Annotated in this window: 10 protein-coding genes; 5 read left to right on the forward strand and 5 right to left on the reverse strand. The window is 70.8% G+C overall.

The features are described 5' to 3' along the window. Nucleotides 1-46: 46 nt before the first annotated feature. Nucleotides 47-2,491 (forward strand): VIT domain-containing protein, encoded by a 2,445-nt coding sequence (locus tag OV090_RS27460; protein ID WP_267707585.1) that lies wholly within the window; start codon nt 47-49, stop codon nt 2,489-2,491. A 16-nt stretch (nt 2,492-2,507) separates the two neighbouring features. Next, complete coding sequence (locus OV090_RS27465; protein WP_267707586.1) at nt 2,508-3,617, forward strand: succinylglutamate desuccinylase/aspartoacylase family protein; 1,110 nt, start codon at nt 2,508-2,510, stop codon at nt 3,615-3,617. A gap of 73 nt (nt 3,618-3,690) precedes the next feature. On the opposite strand, the gene OV090_RS27470 is transcribed toward OV090_RS27465, so the two are convergent. From OV090_RS27470 to OV090_RS27490, 5 genes are all read right to left on the reverse strand, one after another. Further along, nucleotides 3,691-5,838 (reverse strand): hypothetical protein, encoded by a 2,148-nt coding sequence (locus OV090_RS27470; RefSeq protein WP_267707587.1) that lies wholly within the window; start codon nt 5,836-5,838, stop codon nt 3,691-3,693. 185 nt (nt 5,839-6,023) lie between these two features. Beyond that, on the reverse strand, nt 6,024-7,370 hold the full coding sequence (locus OV090_RS27475; protein WP_267707588.1) for a DUF4340 domain-containing protein: 1,347 nt from the start codon (nt 7,368-7,370) through the stop codon (nt 6,024-6,026). After that, the gene (locus tag OV090_RS27480; protein WP_267712092.1) at nt 7,367-9,325 is read right to left on the reverse strand and encodes a GldG family protein; all 1,959 of its coding nucleotides are present in this window, start codon (nt 9,323-9,325) and stop codon (nt 7,367-7,369) included. The genes OV090_RS27475 and OV090_RS27480 overlap by 4 nt, the downstream gene beginning before the upstream one ends. After that, nucleotides 9,325-10,191 carry an ABC transporter permease gene (locus OV090_RS27485; RefSeq protein WP_267707589.1) on the reverse strand — a complete coding sequence of 289 codons (867 nt, stop codon included), beginning with the start codon at nt 10,189-10,191 and terminating at the stop codon, nt 9,325-9,327. Before OV090_RS27485 ends, OV090_RS27480 begins: the two co-directional genes overlap by 1 nt. Nucleotides 10,192-10,193: 2 nt before the next feature. Next, nucleotides 10,194-10,955 (reverse strand): ATP-binding cassette domain-containing protein, encoded by a 762-nt coding sequence (locus tag OV090_RS27490; RefSeq protein WP_267707590.1) that lies wholly within the window; start codon nt 10,953-10,955, stop codon nt 10,194-10,196. Between the two features lie 250 nt (nt 10,956-11,205). Between OV090_RS27490 and OV090_RS27495 the strand changes: the two genes are divergently transcribed. The 3 genes from OV090_RS27495 (at nt 11,206) to OV090_RS27505 (ending at nt 16,346) form a co-directional block, all read left to right on the forward strand. Beyond that, nucleotides 11,206-12,414, forward strand: coding sequence for a hypothetical protein (locus OV090_RS27495; RefSeq protein WP_267707591.1), 1,209 nt, complete (start codon nt 11,206-11,208; stop codon nt 12,412-12,414). A gap of 217 nt (nt 12,415-12,631) precedes the next feature. After that, nucleotides 12,632-13,933, forward strand: coding sequence for a Glu/Leu/Phe/Val dehydrogenase dimerization domain-containing protein (locus OV090_RS27500; RefSeq protein ID WP_267707592.1), 1,302 nt, complete (start codon nt 12,632-12,634; stop codon nt 13,931-13,933). A gap of 298 nt (nt 13,934-14,231) precedes the next feature. Continuing rightward, complete coding sequence (locus OV090_RS27505; protein ID WP_267707593.1) at nt 14,232-16,346, forward strand: M13 family metallopeptidase; 2,115 nt, start codon at nt 14,232-14,234, stop codon at nt 16,344-16,346. The last annotated feature ends 63 nt before the right edge of the window (nt 16,347-16,409 follow it).

The following is a 16,409-nucleotide window of genomic DNA, read 5'->3' on the forward strand; positions in this document are numbered from 1 at the left end:
GGCGAGGCCCTGTCTCCTGGCCCGCTGCTGTTCGTGGAGGTTCATCGTGGTCCGTCCGCTCGCGCTCTCGTCCTTGTGGTCGCTGCTCGCTCTCGCCTGTACCCCCGTCGCCGACGGTGACGACCCCGAGCTCGACGCTCCTGAGGACAGCCCCGATGCGACCGCCCCGGTGCTGCGAACCGGCCCCGAAGCCTCCACCTGCAGCGGTCCTCGGCCCACCGAGCTCGTCCCCCTCGATCCCCTGGTCGCGCCCGATCAGGCCCAGCTCAAGATCGCCGACGGCAACGATCGCTGGCTCGGCCTCCCGCTCCAGGCCATCCGCTACGACACGGTCGTCGTCGGCACCCTCGCCGAGACCACCGTCACCCAGACCTTCGTCAACCCGCGCAGCGAGCGTCTCGAGGCCATCTACAGCTTCCCGCTGCCCGACGACGCCGCCGTCGACGACTACTGGATCCGCCTCGGCTCGCGCTCGATCCACGGCCTGCTCAAGCGCCGCGAGGACGCCCAGCGCACCTACGACGAGGCCCGCCAGGCCGGTCGCACCGCCGCGCTCCTCACCCAGGAGCGGCCCAACATCTTCACCCAGGCCGTCACCAACATCGGCCCCGGCGAGACCATCGAGGTCGAGATCCACCTCGTGCAGCCGCTGCGTCAGCGCTCGGGCCGCTACTCGCTCGCGCTGCCGACCGTCGTCGGGCCGCGCTACAACCCGGCCGGCGCCGTCGCCGACGCCGACCGCATCACTCCGCCCGTGCTCGCGCCCGGCGTCGACTCCTGCGTCCCCGTCGAGATCACAGTCGACATCGACACCACCCTGCCGGTCGCGGACGTCGCCTCGAAGCTGCACTCAGTCACCGTCACGCCGCACGCCCAGGGCGTCGCAGTCGCCCTCGCGCGCGGCCCCGTGCGGGCCGACCGCGACTTCGAGTTGAGCTGGCGCCTCGCCGGCGCCCAGCCGCGCGCCGAGATCATGGCCCAAAAGACAGACGACGGCGGCGGCTACTTCGCCCTCACCGTCCAGCCGCCGCAGGGCTTCGACGCCGGTCGCTCGCGGCCCCGCGAGCTCGTGTTCGTCGTCGACGTGTCCGGCTCGATGGCCGGCGTCCCGCTCGACACCGCCAAGTCCGCGATCGAGCGCGCCCTCGTCGGAATGCGCGGCGACGACACCTTCAACCTCATCACCTTCGCCGGCAGCGCCCTGTCCTTCGAGCCAGCCAGCGTCGCCAACACCGCCGACAACCGCCAGCGCGCCCTCGACTTCCTGGCCCACGCGCGCAACACCGGCGGCGGCACCGAGATGCTCACGGGGGTCGCCGCCGCGCTCGACGTCCCCAAGGATCCCGAGCGCCTCCGCATGGTGCTGTTCATGACCGACGGCTACATCGGCAACGAGCAGCAGATCTTCGAGTCGCTCGCGGCCAAGCGGCGCGACGCGAGGGTGTTCGCGCTCGGCGTCGGCAGCAGCGTCAACCGCTTCCTGGTCGAGGGCCTCGCCCGGGTCGGCCGCGGCGCCGCCACCGTCGTCGGCCCCAGTGAGCAGCCGACCGCCGTCGTCGACGAGTTCTACGAGAGCATCGATCGACCTGTCCTCACGGACATCTCGATCGACTGGGGCGGCCTCGACGTCGAGGACATCGCCCCCGTCCGCCTGCCCGACCTGTTCGCCGGCCAGCCGCTGGTCATCCACGGCCGTTACAGCGGTGCCCTCGCCGGCGAGGTCAAGGTGCGCGGCAAGCTCGGCGGCGCCGACGTCGAGCTCCCGGTCAAGCTCGCCGGGGCGCGGGTCAGCGAGCACGACGGCCTCGCCAGCATGTGGGCGCGCAAGCGGATCGACGACCTCAGCCTCTACCCGTTCAACCAGCACCCCGGCGAGCTCACCGGCGAGGCGCGTGACGCCGTCGTCACGCTCGCCCTGCGCCACCGGATCTTGACCGCCTACACCGCCTTCGTCGCGGTCGACGAGCGCCGCGAGCGGCAGCCCGACGGCACCCTGCGGACCGTGCAGATCCCCGTCGAATCTCCTTTCGGCGTCGACATGAACGCCGCCGGCGAGGGCACCATCGGCCTCGGCTCCACCGGTCTCATCGGCAAGGGCGGCGGCGGCACCGGCAGCGGCTACGGTCGCGGCGCCGGCGCGGGCTTCGGCGGCCGTGGCACGCGAGTGCCGACAGTGCGCCAGGCCAAGGCCGAGGTCATGGGCTCGCTCGACAAGGAGGTCATCCGCCGGGTCGTGCGGGCCCACGTGGGAGAGGTGCGCGCCTGCTACGAGCAAGGCCTCAAGCGTGACCCCAACCTCAAGGGCCGCGTCACCCTCGACCTGCGCATCGAGACGAGCGGCGAAGTCAGCAGCGCCAGTGTGGTCGAGGACACCCTCACGGAGAACGGCGTCGCGGCCTGCATCGCCGCCGCCGCCCGCCGCTGGAGGTTCCCCGGAGACGCGCCCAACGTCGCCACTGTGCGCTACCCCTTCGTCCTCGAGCCCGGCTGAGGCACACTTTAGAGGCATGACGACCTCATTCGCGCTTGGCGACGTCGTCGCCGCTCCTGGCGAGCTCGTCCACGGCTGGTTCGAGCTCGCCACCTTGCCCACCGGCCACCGCGAGCGACTGCCCATCGTCCTCGTCCGCGGGCGCGAGCCCGGGCCGACGATGTGGGTCACGGCCAACATCCACGGCGACGAAGTCACCGGTCTCTCGGTCATCCACGCCCTGCTCGAGCAGGACCTCGCCGATCGGTTGCGCGGCACCCTCGTCGCCATCCCCAGCCTCAACCCGGCCGGCCTGCACGCGCGCCAGCGCGTCTCCTACCTCGACCGGCGCGACCCCAACCGCCTGTTCCCCGACTTCCCGCCGGAACCCGGCCAGGGCAGCGATCACCCGGCAGTGCTCGAGGCCGGCTACGCGCGCCTGTTCGCCGAGATGCGCCGCGCCGACTACCTCGTCGACCTGCACTGCTACGGCCTGCGGGCTTGCTGCTTCATCATCCGCGATCGCGTCCTCTACCGCCGACCCGAGGATCTGCCGGCCGCGCGCGAGCTCGCCGATCGCCTCGACGCCCTGTGCAACTGGTCCGGCCTCCCGGTCGTCAACGAGATCCCGAGCGACCGCTACCTGCAGGCGCGGCTGCACCGGTCCGTCAGCGGCACCGCCCTGCTGCAGGCGGGGATCCCCGCCATCACCGTCGAGCTCGGCCTGACCGGCGCAGTCGACCCGGCCGCGCGCCATGCCGGCATCGTCGCCTGCCGCAACGTCCTGCGCGGCGCCGGCATGTTGGCCGGCGAGATCGAGCCGGTGGTCGGCATCCCGATCCCGCGGGTCGGCTTCCCGGTCATGCGTGATCTGGTCCCGCGCGCGCGCGCGACCGGCATCGTCCACTACCACGTCGAGCCCGGCGACCTCGTCTCCGTCGGCGACCGCCTCGCCACCCTCAGCGACATCCACGGCCGTCCGCTGCCCGCCGGCGGCGACGTGCGGGCCGACGTCGACGGCTGGATCCTCGCCCTCCCGCACGGCGTCCTCTGCTACGAGGGCGAGGCCGTGGTCCACATGGCCGTCCCCGACACCGGCCCGCCGGTCGAGCTCGACCCGAGCTACGATCCCGCGAGCGCCCGCTGACGCGCCTGCCCGATCGGGCATGTCCCCGGGACCATGCCCTCCGGGACATGCCCTCGCGGACATGCCCCGGAGGTCAGTCGTCGAACAGCGGCACCGGCACCAGCGTCGTGTCCTTCAGGCGGGTCTGCAGCTCCTCGATGTCGGCCGGCTTCACTCCGTAGGTGCCGATCATCGTCATGTGGCCCTTGAAGCTGTGGGCCTCGTGGAAGCGGACCAGCGCGTCGAACGCGGCGTGCAGCACGCTCTTGTGCTGCGGCGTCTGCTTGTGCGGCACCAGGGCCAGGTACAGGTCGAGGTCCTTGGGCGCGATCTCGGTCAGCTCGGTGAAGATGCGGACCGTCGTGCCCTCGATGCCCTCGGGGCGGATCGAGTCCTGCGTGATGCGGTAGACGAACTCGCTGCGCACGCCCTTCGTCATGTGGAACACGACCACCTGGCGGTACGGGATCCCGGTCGTGCGGCTCTGCTGGTGGGCCAGGTCGATCGCCTTCGACACCAGGCGGCCGACGCGGACCCCGCCGACGGCGACCACCACGGTGCGCTGCTGCGGATCGATCACCGTCGACTCGACCGTCTCGAGCACGCGGCGGACGTAGCGGTAGCCGCCGCGGATCAGCGGCCGGTGGTTATAGACCAGCACCACAGTGCCGACGAGCACCAGCACCACCCACACCAGGGTGCGCAGCTCCTCGAGGTGCGAGCTGCTGGCCGCCCACAGGCTGAGCAGCGCGTACGACAGCGCCGACACCCCGAGGAACGCCGCCACCGGCACGCGCGTCCCGAGCAGCGAGATGTTCCACGGCGCCGTGTAGACCCGCCGCTCCTCGCCCTTGAAGCGGCGCAGGAGGATGAACGCCGCCATCCCCGAGAACATCACCAGCCCGAACATCGCCTTGTGCCAGCGGTCGAGCGACAGCGGGTTCCAGTCGGACTGCGTGCCGAGCAGCAGCGCCGCGGCCAGCAGCAGCCAGTGCAGCCGCGCCAGCGCGCCGCGCTCGTTCGGGGTGATGAGCGCGCGCGGCAGCAGGTTGTCGCGCGTCATCGCCAGCCACAGCCCGCGCGACCCGGCGAGCCCGGCGTTGACCGCCCCGATCAGCATCAGCGCCGCGCTCGCCACCAGCGCCGCCTGCCACGCCCCGCCGACCCCCGACACCCCCGTCAACGAGGTGCCGACGTGATAGCCGAGCGCGCCCACGAGGTCACCGCTGCGCGACAGCAGCACCTCGGGCGGCAGCAGCAGGAACACCTGCAGCGCCAGCGAGCCGCCGACCACCAGCAGCGTCAGCAGCATCGCCCAGTAGATCTTCGGCACGTCGCGCTGCGGGTTCTCGAGCTCCTCCGGGATGTTCATCACCGTCTCGACCCCGGTCGCGCTGAGCACCCCGTTGCCGACGCCGGCCAGTAGGATCGGCGCCGAGATCATCGCCAGGCCGGGGATGATGCCGATGTCGAACGTCGCGTCGAGCGGCACCGCCGGGGCCGCCCGGCCGTAGCCCGACCACACCGACGTCCAGTCGACGCCCTGCAGCGCCAGGCACACGTAGCCCGCCACGATCGTCGCGCCGATGATGAGCAGGTTGACGAGGAAGATCGCCTTCGACACCCGCACGCTCGGCTTGAGCCCGAGGTTGTTGAGCCGCAGGAGCAGCCCGATCGGCGCGAACGTGGCGATGATCATGTCCGGCACCACCGCCGAGAACAGCAGCGCCACGAAGGCGATCAGGCTCTGGCGCAGCGCCACGTAGCGCCACTCCCCCGGGGTCACCCAGATCCCGAAGCCGATCGCCGGCAGCGCCGACAGGGCCACCACGCCGATCGTGCCTGTCCCGAGGACCACCTGGCTGAGCGCCGTGATGTGGGCCCCGTAGGCCAGCAGGCACGCCAGCGTCGACACTGCGTACGAGATCGAGATGATCACGCCGACGAACGCCGACACCGCCACGGCCAGCTTGCCGAGGTGGCCGAGCGCGTAGCGGGTCATCATGTACGTGCCGCCGTTCGACAGCGTCAGCAGCACCGCCTCGATGTACAGCGGCGCGAGCAGCAGCAGCAGCACGTACAGGCCGACCTGCACGACCGGCGTCGCGTAGCCGACCCCCGCCGCCAGCAAGAAGCCCGACACGAAGTAAGGCGTGCTGAGCGGCTGCGGCCCGACAAGATAGAAGCCCTCACGCCAGGAGAGGCGTGGTCTGGAGGGCTCCTCGTCTGCTTCGCTCCCCATGCGGCGCCATGCGACTTATGCCCGCGCCGGCCGGCGATGACAACCGATCCAGGCCACTGAACCGACGCCGGTCCGCCGCCGCGGGCGAAAATGCACACAGCCCGGAGCGGGCGCCGCCGGGCTGTGTGAGGCCGATTTGCGGGCGTCCCGCCGGGCCGCGAACTCGAGTTCCGCCGATCGGGCGGCTACTTCTTCTCGAGCTTCGGCGCCGCCGGCTTCGGCTTCGCCGGGGCCGCAGGGCTCGCAGGGCTCGCAGGGCTCGCGCCGCTGCCCGCGGGCGCGTCCTTGAAGAACTCCGCCTTGGCCTTGCGGATCTGTTTGAAGCTCGCGTCCGAGATCACGTAGAACCACTTGCCGAAGCGCGCCGACAGCTGCTTGGCCCGCTTGGCGCCCGCGGCGTCGTCGGGGTTTCCGCCGGCGGTCGCCTTGGTGTCGAGCGTCGGGTCGTAGAACACGTCGACGAACATGTAGCGGTTGGCGTCCTTCTTGGCCGCCGCCTCGTCCTCGGGCTTGGGCGCCGCCTCGCCGCCCTCCTGGCCGGCCGTGAGCGCCAGCCCGGAGTCGTACGTGACCTCGCCGAAGTAGAGGTTGTAGACCACACCGTCGTCGCAGATGGCCTTGACCTCGCCCTCGTTGCCGTAGAGGCGCGAGCCGTCGCGGGTGACGAAGAAGCCCTTCGACTGCAGCGCCTGCAGCGTCAGCATCTCCGGCCGCGGGCGCACCCCGACGATCTGCAGGCGGTCGAGCCCGCTGATCGCCTGCTTGACCTTGAACGAGTCGAGCTCCTTGCCCGCGATCGGCGTCGACCCCTCACCGAGCAGCCAGATCGCGCCCTCGGGGTCGGCCGCGTCCTTCTTGACCAGGAGCGGATCGCTGCCGGTGACCTTGCCCTGGCTCTCGTCGACCTTGTACGTGTCGCTCATGAACGACACGACCTGATCTTGCTCGAGCAGCAGCAGGTCCTTCTCGATCCAGTCGGTGAAGTTGGTCGAGATGTCGACGTCGATCTTGACCGCGTACACGCGCTTCTGGTCGGGCAGGCGGACGTAGCGGTAGCCCTCCTTGTCCTCGACCTTCTTGCCGACGATGACGTCGGACAGCACCGTGCCGGACGCGTCCTTGATCGTGATCCGCTGCCCGCGCTCCTTCGCGTTGGGGTCGGTCGGATCGTCGAGGCCGTAGCTCGACTGGTCCTCCGGGCGGTCGCCGCGGTAAATGTCCTTCTTCACGTCGATGAAGGACGCCGCGGCCTTGCCCATGCGCTCGGTGCCGTCGGCCGGGTAGTCGTTGTGGCTCGGGATGGTCCAGCGACCGTCCTTGAGCTCGACCTTGAACGACGTGTTGCGGGCGGCCGTCTCGTCCCAGCCGATCACCTCGAGGCTCGCGGCCTGCGACGGGTCGGTGAAGCTCGGGAACAGCAGCTGGCCGGTGTCTTCGTAGCTGACCTGAGGGGCAGGTCCGGGGCGCATCGCCACGGCGCCGCCGAGGCTGGCGACGGCGACGACGACGGTCAGGATGGTCGTGCGGTTCATGCGGCACCTCGCTTCCGGGAGCTCGGGATCGACTCGGCCTCGCGGCCGCGCTTGCGCAGCCACACGCCGAAGCCCAGCAGGATCGGCAGCAGCAGCGGCGTCGTGCTGGCCAGCAGGCGGACCTTCGCGCGCACCGACTCGACCGACTTGTCGCGCTCGTTCTCGGTGGCCTTGAGCGCGCGCGCCTTGTCGCGCTCGATCGTCTCGCGCTTGGCCGCCAGGCGCCGGTTCTCGGCCTCCTCGCGGCTCTTGAGCAGAACGGCCTTGGTCGTCTCGTCGAGCGACGCGTCGTCCTGGATCTTCTTGACCGCGGCGTCGAGCGCCTCCTGGGCGCCCTTGAGCTCGGCCTCGGCCTTGGCGTTGGCGGCCTCGATCTCGGCGTTGCGCTTGTCGTCGGCCTCCTTCGTCAGCGCGTCCATCGTCGTCATGCGGCGGTACTGCGCCTTGCGCCCGCGCAGCTCGACGAGGCCGGCGTCGCCGGTCAGCGTGTCGATGGCGTTGAGAAGGAACGTGACGTTGTCGAACCGCAGGTCGTCGATGCCGTCGCCGTCGAGGTCGCCGCCGCGCTCGTTGAGGACGAAGAACTGGTCGCCGAAGATGTCGAGGTCGGCGACCACGATCACGTTCTTGCCCTTGCTCGCCGCCTCGCCCGACGTCTCGCCGGCGGTGATGTGCGCGGCGATCACCTCGCTCGCGCCCGTCATCGTCCGCTGGCGCGGCAGGATCGGCCCCTGGAGCCCGAACAGCATGTGCCGCTCGGTCATCTCCTCGAACTTGTTGTAGCCGCCCCTCGTGCCCGTCTGCAGCAGAGGCACGAACTGCGCCTCGAACCCGGCCGCCGGCTTGATCGCGCCGCCGAACAGGACCACGACCTCGTTGATGCCCGCCACGACCGGATCCTGATCGTTGAACGGCTTGGTGCCGTCGGGCCGCTCGGTCACGAACACCACTTGCGGCGGGCTGCCGGCGAAGCGCGGGTGCGGGTTGTCGGTGTCGAACACGATCTTGTCCGACTCCCAGCTCACGCCGATCTTCTGCAGGAAGCCGAGGTAGTCGCCCTTCGGCTCCCCGCCCTGGTCCTGCATGCCGAACATCATCCCCTGGTTCTGCCCCGGGGGCGGCAGCATCGGCTCGCTCGGCGACAGGCGCATGTCGAACAGCGGCATCGGGTCGACGGTGAGCAGCGCCGGGCGGCCCTCGTCGATGTACTTCTTCAGGTGCTCGAGCTGCGCAGTGGTCATGCTGCTCATCTGCGGCACCAGCAGCACGTCGACGTCCTTCGGGATCTCCGCGCCGGGGTTGAGGCTGCGGACCTCGTACTGCTTCTTGAGCTCGCCGATGACGCGCCAGGCCGGCTGCTGCTTGCGCGCCTGCAGGTCGAAGTTGCCCATGATGGTCGCGTCGGTGCGCAGCACCCCGACCACCTTCTTCTTCTCCTGCGTGACCGTGCGCAGCGCCCGGACCAGCTCGTACTCGGGCGACATGCCGCGGTCGATGAACGGGATGGTCTGCTCGTGCGGCCCGCTGGTGACGGCCACGCCGAGGAACACCTGCATCTCCTGCACGCGGTCGCCGTCGCGGTTGGCGACCACCTGCGGGCGGATGCCGTACTTCTCCTCGGCCTCGACCGCCTCGTCGGAGAACGACGACGGCTCGACGATGCGCACGGTCAGGCCCTCCTTGCCGCGGGCCTCCATCTCGCGCAGCACCGACAGCAGGCGGGCGCGCACCGTCACGTAGTCGCGCGGCACCTCGCGCGACACGAACGCGTGGATCGCCACCGGCCGCTCGGGCGTGACGGCGTCGATGAGGTCGCGGGTGGCCGAGGTGACCTGGTTGAGCTTCTCGGCGGTGACGTCGGCGCGCACGTTGGCGCGCTGGGCCATGTAGGTCAGCGAGACCGCCGTGACGGCGATCGACGCGAAGCGGATGAAGCGATGGACGCGCGGGTGCATCACCAGTGCCTCCGGGACAGCAGAAGACCGCAGAGATAGAGCGCGACGGCGGTGCCGCCGGCGAAGAACACGACGTCGCCGAGGCGGAGGACGCCCTCGCCGAAGCTGGCGAAGTGCGCCGGCGCGTCGAAGGCCCCGAACAGGCCGGTGAAGCCGGGCACCACGTCGCCGAGCCACAGCACCACGCCGACGAACGCGCCGACCAGCGCCGCGTAGCCGGCGTGGATGCCGGAGCCGAACGCGACCAGCCAGCCGAGCGAGGCCAGGCCCGCGAGCAGCGCGACGCCGATGACGCCGCCGCCGATCGCCACCGACTGTGCCAGCGCGAACGCGGCGCAGCCGAGCACGCCGAGCACGAACGCCACCGTGACGTTGGTCGTCAGCAGCGAGCCGATCATGCCCACCGCCACGAACAGGGTGCCCATCAGCCAGTAGCCGAGGAACGTCGAGAACATCAGGCCGACGTCGGGCTCGCCGAGGTAGGCCAGCACCGCCACGTTGGCCAGGCTGAACGCGAGGCCGATCGACAGCACGCCGACGGCGCCGAGGAACTTGCCGAGCACGACCTCGGTGTCGCGCACCGGCAGCGTCAGCAGCAGCTCGTCGGTGCCCGCGCGCCGCTCGTCGGCCCACAGCGTCATCGTGATCGCCGGCACGAACAGCATCAGGATCACCGGCATCTGCCGGTTGAGCGTCGCCAGATCCGCGAGGTTGCGGTCGAAGAACTCGCGCGGCCAGAACGCCGCCCCGGCGCACAGGGCGATGAACAGCGTGAGGAACACGTAACCGGTCGGGTTGCCGAGGAAGCTGCGCAGCTCCTTGCCGGCGATGCCGAGGATCACGTCCTTCGAAGACGTGGTTGCCATGACTACGCGGCCTCCTTGCGCCGCTTGTCCATCAACGCGTAGAAGCGCTGCTCGACCGTGCTGCCGGCGCGCAGCTCGTCGAGCGTGCCGGAGAACACCAGCCGGCCCTCGCCGACCACGATGACCTCGCTGGCCACCGCCTCGACCTCCTGCAGGATGTGCGTCGACAGCAGGATCGTCTTGGTCCGCCCGAGCTCGCGGATGAGCTCGCGGACGTCGCGGATCTGCAGCGGATCGAGGCCGCTGGTCGGCTCGTCGAGGATCAGCACCTCGGGGTCGTGCAGCAGCGCCTGGGCCATGCCGACGCGCTGGCGGAAGCCCTTCGACAGCTTGCCGACCGGCTTGTCGAACACCTCGGCGATGGCACACTGGCGGGTCACGCGCTCGATCGCCGACTTGAGGCCGTTACCGAGCCCGCGGACCCGGCCGACGAACTCGAGCGTCTCGCGCGGCGTCATGTCGCCGTAGAGCGGGCCGTTCTCGGGCAAGTAACCGAGGCGCTGGGCCATCTCGATGCGCTGGTCCGGGTGCGTCGGGTCGAAGCCGAGGACCCTGGCGCTGCCGGACGTCGGCGCGAGGTAGCCGGTCAGGATCTTCATCGTCGTCGACTTGCCGGCGCCGTTGGGGCCGAGGAACGCGGCGACGGTGCCCTTGCGTACCTCGAAGGTGACGCTGTGCAGGGCCGCGAAGTCGCCGTAGATCTTCGACAGGTTCTCGGCGCGGATGGTCACGCTGCGACTGGAATTCGATTCGGGCGTGGTCATGCGTGCTGCTCTCGCGGGGGCGGCCGCGCGCGCGGCCGCTCGGGTCGCACGCGACGGCCGGTCTGCAAGGGAGCGGGGCTCCGCGGGGCTCCGCGGTGGCTCCACGTGTGGATCCGGGACAATCCGCGGATCCGCGGCACGTGCGGCGGCGCGGGACCTACCCGCGCGCCCGCATGTGTATTCCTTCCGACCCAAACTGACAAGCACCAATTTCCCAAGCATGCCGGGCTTGTGGCATAGGCTCTCGCCGATGCCGGTCTCGCCGCGCCCCCGCAATTTGCCTCGCCTCCCCCGCGGATTTCAGCGCTGGCTGTCGCCTGCGTGCGGCCTCGGCCTCGCGCTCGCATTCGCGTGCGGCGGCCGCCCCCCGACCGAAGCTGCGCCGTCGGCCAGCGCCCATCAATCGCTGTCGGCCGGCACCAGTCCTGCGCCCGAGCCAACGCCCGCCGCGCCTGCGCCCGCCCCCGCGCCGGCGCCCGCCGCCCTGGCGGCGGATCCCCCGCCCAGCGCGCCCGCCGGCGCCGGCGGCACCGCCCCGCTCAGCGCCGAGCAGCGGGCGACGATGTTGGCTGGCCCCGAGGACAGCCTCATCGAGACGCCGATCCACTACATGAAGAGCAACGAGGTCCGGCACGACGTGTTCTTCCCGTACGTCGCCGGCAAGGGCGGCGTCTACGTCGGTGTCGGCTCCGATCAGAACTACACCCTCGCGGCCGCGGCCGGCAGCGAGCTGATCTTCCTGCTCGACATCGATCAGAGCGTCGTCGACCTCCACCGCTGCTACGAAGCGCTGATCGAAGCCTCGCCCGATCCCAAGATCCTGTTCGATCGCTGGAAAGCGGAGGCCGAAGGCGACAGCGCCAAGATCCTCGAGACCGCCTACGCCGGCCTCCCCGACGCCGATCGCAAGCGCATCGTCCGGCTCTACCGGGCCGCGCGCGAGACCGTCTATGTCCACCTCGATCGCGTCTACCGGCGCCGTCAGGGCGAGCAGCCGACGGCGTGGATGTCGAACCCCGAGATGTATCAATACATCCGCGGCATGTTCCTCGCCGATCGCGTGCGCATGATGGCCGGCGACCTCACCGGCCCCAACTCGTTGCAATCGGTCGGCGCCGCCGCCAAGGCGATGGGCCTGCCGGTGCGCATCGTCTACTTCAGCAACGCCGAGGAGTACTTCGACTACAACAAGCAGTTCGTCGCCAACGTCGAGGCCCTCGCCGGCGACGAGCAGTCGCTGGTCCTGCGCACCATCTACAGCAAGAAGTGGGTCCACGCCGACCAGCTGTGGGCCTACCAGGTCCAGCCGCTGCCCGACTACCGGACGCGCCTCGGCGACCGCAAGAACCGCTCGCGCAACCCCATGCTGCGCTACGCCGAGATCGACGGCACCCTCAACAAGGACACCGGCGTCAAGGGCCTCAGCCTGATCGCCCTCGCCCCGCGCGGCGCCGGCTGACGGGCGCGCAAACCTTCGCGCATCGCCGTCGCCGTGCCCGCCGTGGGCCCGTTCCCTGCAGCCTCGCCGGCGCCGCGCGTCCGGTCTTTGCGGCGGCATACACGACGTCGATGTGCCCGTCTTCACCTGACGCGTGCGCGCGCCCGGCGACGGTGCGAGCCCTCACGGCCCCGTCCTCCTCGCCGCCTGCGAGGCGGCGGCTAAAGTCGCCGCAGTCATGACGCGCCTCGTCGACCTCAGCCCCGAAGCATTCGCAGCGCACCTCACCTCGCTCGGCCGTCGCCGCGCCTCCTTCGTGCACGACAACGGCGTCGTCCGCAGCTCGCACCCCGAGCTCGCCGATATCGCGACCCATCTCCTCGGTGACACCCGCGACTATCACCGCCACGAAGGTGTCTTCCTCGAGGTCGGCGCCACCACCGGCGCGTTGTTCGGCGCCTTCGTCCACAACACCACCCGCGGCCAGGGTCAGGGCGGCCTGCGTTACTGGCCCTACGGCGACCTCGCCGGCTTCCTCAGCGACGGCCTGCGCCTGTCGCACGGCATGACCCGCAAGAGCGCCCTCGCCGGCCTGTGGTGGGGCGGCGGCAAGGGCCTCATCGCCCGCCACATCGACCACCCCTACCACGACGTCGGCTTCCGCGAGCGCCTCTACACCGAGTACGCCGGCTTCGTCGCCAGCCTGCGCGGCTGCTACATCACCGCCGAGGACGCCGGCACCGGCCCCGCCGACATGGCCGTCGTGCACCGCGGCACTCGCTTCGTCACCTGCATCCCGCCCGCGCTCGGCGGCGCCGGCAACCCCTCGCCCGCCACCGCCAAGGGGGTCGTGTGCGCGATGGAGGGCGCCCTGGCCCACCTCGGCCTCGGCGACCTCGCCGGCAAGAAGATCGTCATGCAGGGCACCGGCAACGTCGGCGCGGCGATGATCGGCGAGCTCGTGCAGCGCGGTGTCGGCTCGATCCTCGCCAGCGAGCTGTCGCCCGCGCGGCGCGAGCAGCTGGAGCGCGAGTTCGCCGGCGCCCCGCTCACCGTCGTCCCCGCCGAGCCGGGCGACAACCGGATCCTCGCCGAGCCGTGCGACATCCTCGCGCCCAACGCTCTCGGCGGCGTCCTCAACCCCGACACGATCCCCGGCATCCAGGCCCGCATCGTCTGCGGCGCCGCCAACAACCAGCTCCTCGACGACGTGCGCGACGGCGAGGCCCTGCGCGCGCGCGGCATCGTCTACGTGCCCGACTTCCTGTGCAACCGCATGGGCATCGTCTACTGCGCGAACGAGCAGTACGGCAAGGTCCCGCACGACGCCGCCATCGAGCGCCACTACGGCCGCGACTGGGACAACGCCGTCTACGTCGTCACCCGCCGCGCCCTCGAGCTGGCCGAGCGCGAGAACATCACCTCCGCCGCCGCCGCCAACCGCCTCGCCGACGCCCTCGCCACCGAGCCGCACCCGATCTGGGGTCACCGCTCGCGGGCCATCGTCGCCGGCCTCGTCGCCGACGGCTGGGCCGACTGACCTGCCCCTTCGGCCAGGCTGTAGTTCTGTCTCTTCAGCCATGTGCCGACGATCCTCGCGCCACCACGCGACCTGGCCCTTCGGATAGCCTGCGCCCGGGGGCCGGCGACCCTGCCGCACGATCCGGCGGCGTGGCGGCCCGCCCGACCTGTCCTTTCCGCCAGGCCCGCGCGCGAACCGGCGCCCGGCCCCAGGTGTCGCCAGGTGCCCCTGGACCTGCGGGCGTTCGCGCCGCGGTGAGTTGTCTAACTTCGTGAAACCCGCGGCGCGTGAGCGCGCTGTGGCATCGTCCCGCCCGATGTCACGCCTCTCGCCCGCGCATTGCGTCCTGGCCCTGCTCGCCCTCGCCTGCGAAAAACCCGCCAACACGCAGCCGCCCGCGCCCGTCCCCGAGCCTGTCGCCGCGCCGCAGCCCTCGCCGGTGCAGCGGGCCAACCTCGTCGCGCGCGAGCCGGTCGGCGCCGGCGTGCTCGCGGCGCTCGACACCAACGTCGACCCCTGCACCGACTTCTACCAGTACGCGTGCGGCGGCTGGCTGCGGAAGACCCCGCCGCCGGCCGACAAGCCCCGCTACGGCCGCGGCTTCGGCGAGGTCACCGACCGCAACAACGAGGTCCTCAAGGCCATCCTCGAGCGCTCGGCGGGCGCCAAGTCGAAGGACCCGATCGAGAGCAAGCTCGGCTCCTTCTACGCCGCGTGCATGGACGAGCCCGCGATCGACAAGGCCGGCATCGCCCCGATCAAGCCCCTGCTCGCGCGGGTCAAGGGCGTCAAGGACGCCAACACCCTGATGACCGTCGTCGGCGGTCTGGACGCCGACCTGTTCGGCGGCCACGGCCCCCTGTTCGACCTGTTCGTCGAGCCCGATCCGAAGCGCCCCGACGTCTACGTCGTCTTCGTCGACCAGGGCGGCACCGGCCTGCCCGACCGCGACTTCTACCTCAAGACCGACGAGCGCACCAAGGCGCTGCTGGCCGCCTACCAGGCCCACGTCGCGCGCATGCTCGGCTTCCTCGGCGACGCCCCCGAGGTCGCGACCGACCTCGCCGCCAAGATCGTCGCCTTCGAGACCGCGCTGGCCGAGCTGCAGACCCCGCGCGATCAGATGCGCGACCCCGACAAGACCTACAACCTGCTCGGCGTCGAGGGCCTGAGCAAGCTCGACCCCGAGCTCAACTGGGCCGGCTTCTTCAAGTCGTTCGGCTACACCAAGCTCGGCGCCGACCTCAACGTCACCGTCCCCGGCTACTTCGAAAAGCTCGGCGCGCTGCTCCGCGGCACCGACCCGAGCACCCTGCAGGCCTACCTGCGCTGGCACATCCTCCGCGTCAGCGCGGCCGCCCTCAGCAAGGACATCGTCGACGCCGACTTCCAGTTCACCTCGGCGCTGACCGGCGCCAAGGAGCTGTCGCCGCGGTGGGAGCGGTGCGTCGGCTGGGCCAACATGGGCCTCGGCGAGCTCGTCGGTCAGGCCTTCATCAAGGAGCGGTTCGCCGGCGCCAGCAAGGACATCGCCCTCGAGATGATCGCCGCCATCGAGGAGGCGTTCGCCGCCGGCCTCCCGGCCCTCGCGTGGATGGACGACGCCACCCGCCAGCGCGCGCTCGAGAAGGCCAAGGCGCTGCACAACAAGATCGGCTACCCCGACAAGTGGCGCGACTACGGCAAGCTCAAGCTGCAGCGCACCGGCCACGCCGGCAACGGCCAGGCGATCCGCAAGTTCCTGCTGCAGCGGGACTTCGACCGGGTCGGCAAGCCGGTCGACAAGGGCGAGTGGCACATGCCGCCCGCGCTGGTCAACGCCTACTACAACCCGAGCGCCAACGAGATGGTGTTCCCGGCCGGCATCCTCCAGCCGCCGTACTTCAGCGCCGACTTCCCGATGGCCATGAACTTCGGCGGCATCGGCATGGTCATGGGCCACGAGCTCAGCCACGGCTTCGACGACCAGGGCCGCAAGTTCGACAAGGACGGCGTCCTGCGCGAGTGGTGGGACCCGAGCGTCGCCTCCAAGTTCGAGACCCGCGCCAAGTGCATCGAGAACACCTACGGCGGCATCGAGGTGCTGCCCGCGGTCAAGCTCAACGGCAAGCTCACCCTCGGCGAGAACATCGCCGACTTCGGCGGGATCAAGGCCGCCTACGCCGGCTACAAGCTGCACGCCAGCAAGAAGCCGGAAGAGCCGCTGATCCAGGGCCTCACCTCCGAGCAGCTGTTCTTCATCGGCTTCGCCCAGGGCTGGTGCACCCACGAAACCCCCGAGAGCCAGCGCCTGCGCGCCACCGTCGACCCGCACAGCCCCCCCAAGCAGCGCGTCAACGTCCCCCTGGCCCACTTCTCGACCTTCGCGGAGACGTTCCAGTGCCAGCCCGGCGCCGCCATGCGCGCCAAGGACACCTGCGAGGTCTGGTGAGCCGCCCGCTGCGCTGCCGACCGGGCAGCGCTTGACGCAGGTGACGAAAGGACATGTCCTCCA

Source organism: Nannocystis sp. RBIL2 (assembly GCF_026626745.1).
In the GTDB taxonomy this organism is placed as follows: Bacteria; Myxococcota_A; Polyangia; order Nannocystales; family Nannocystaceae; genus Nannocystis.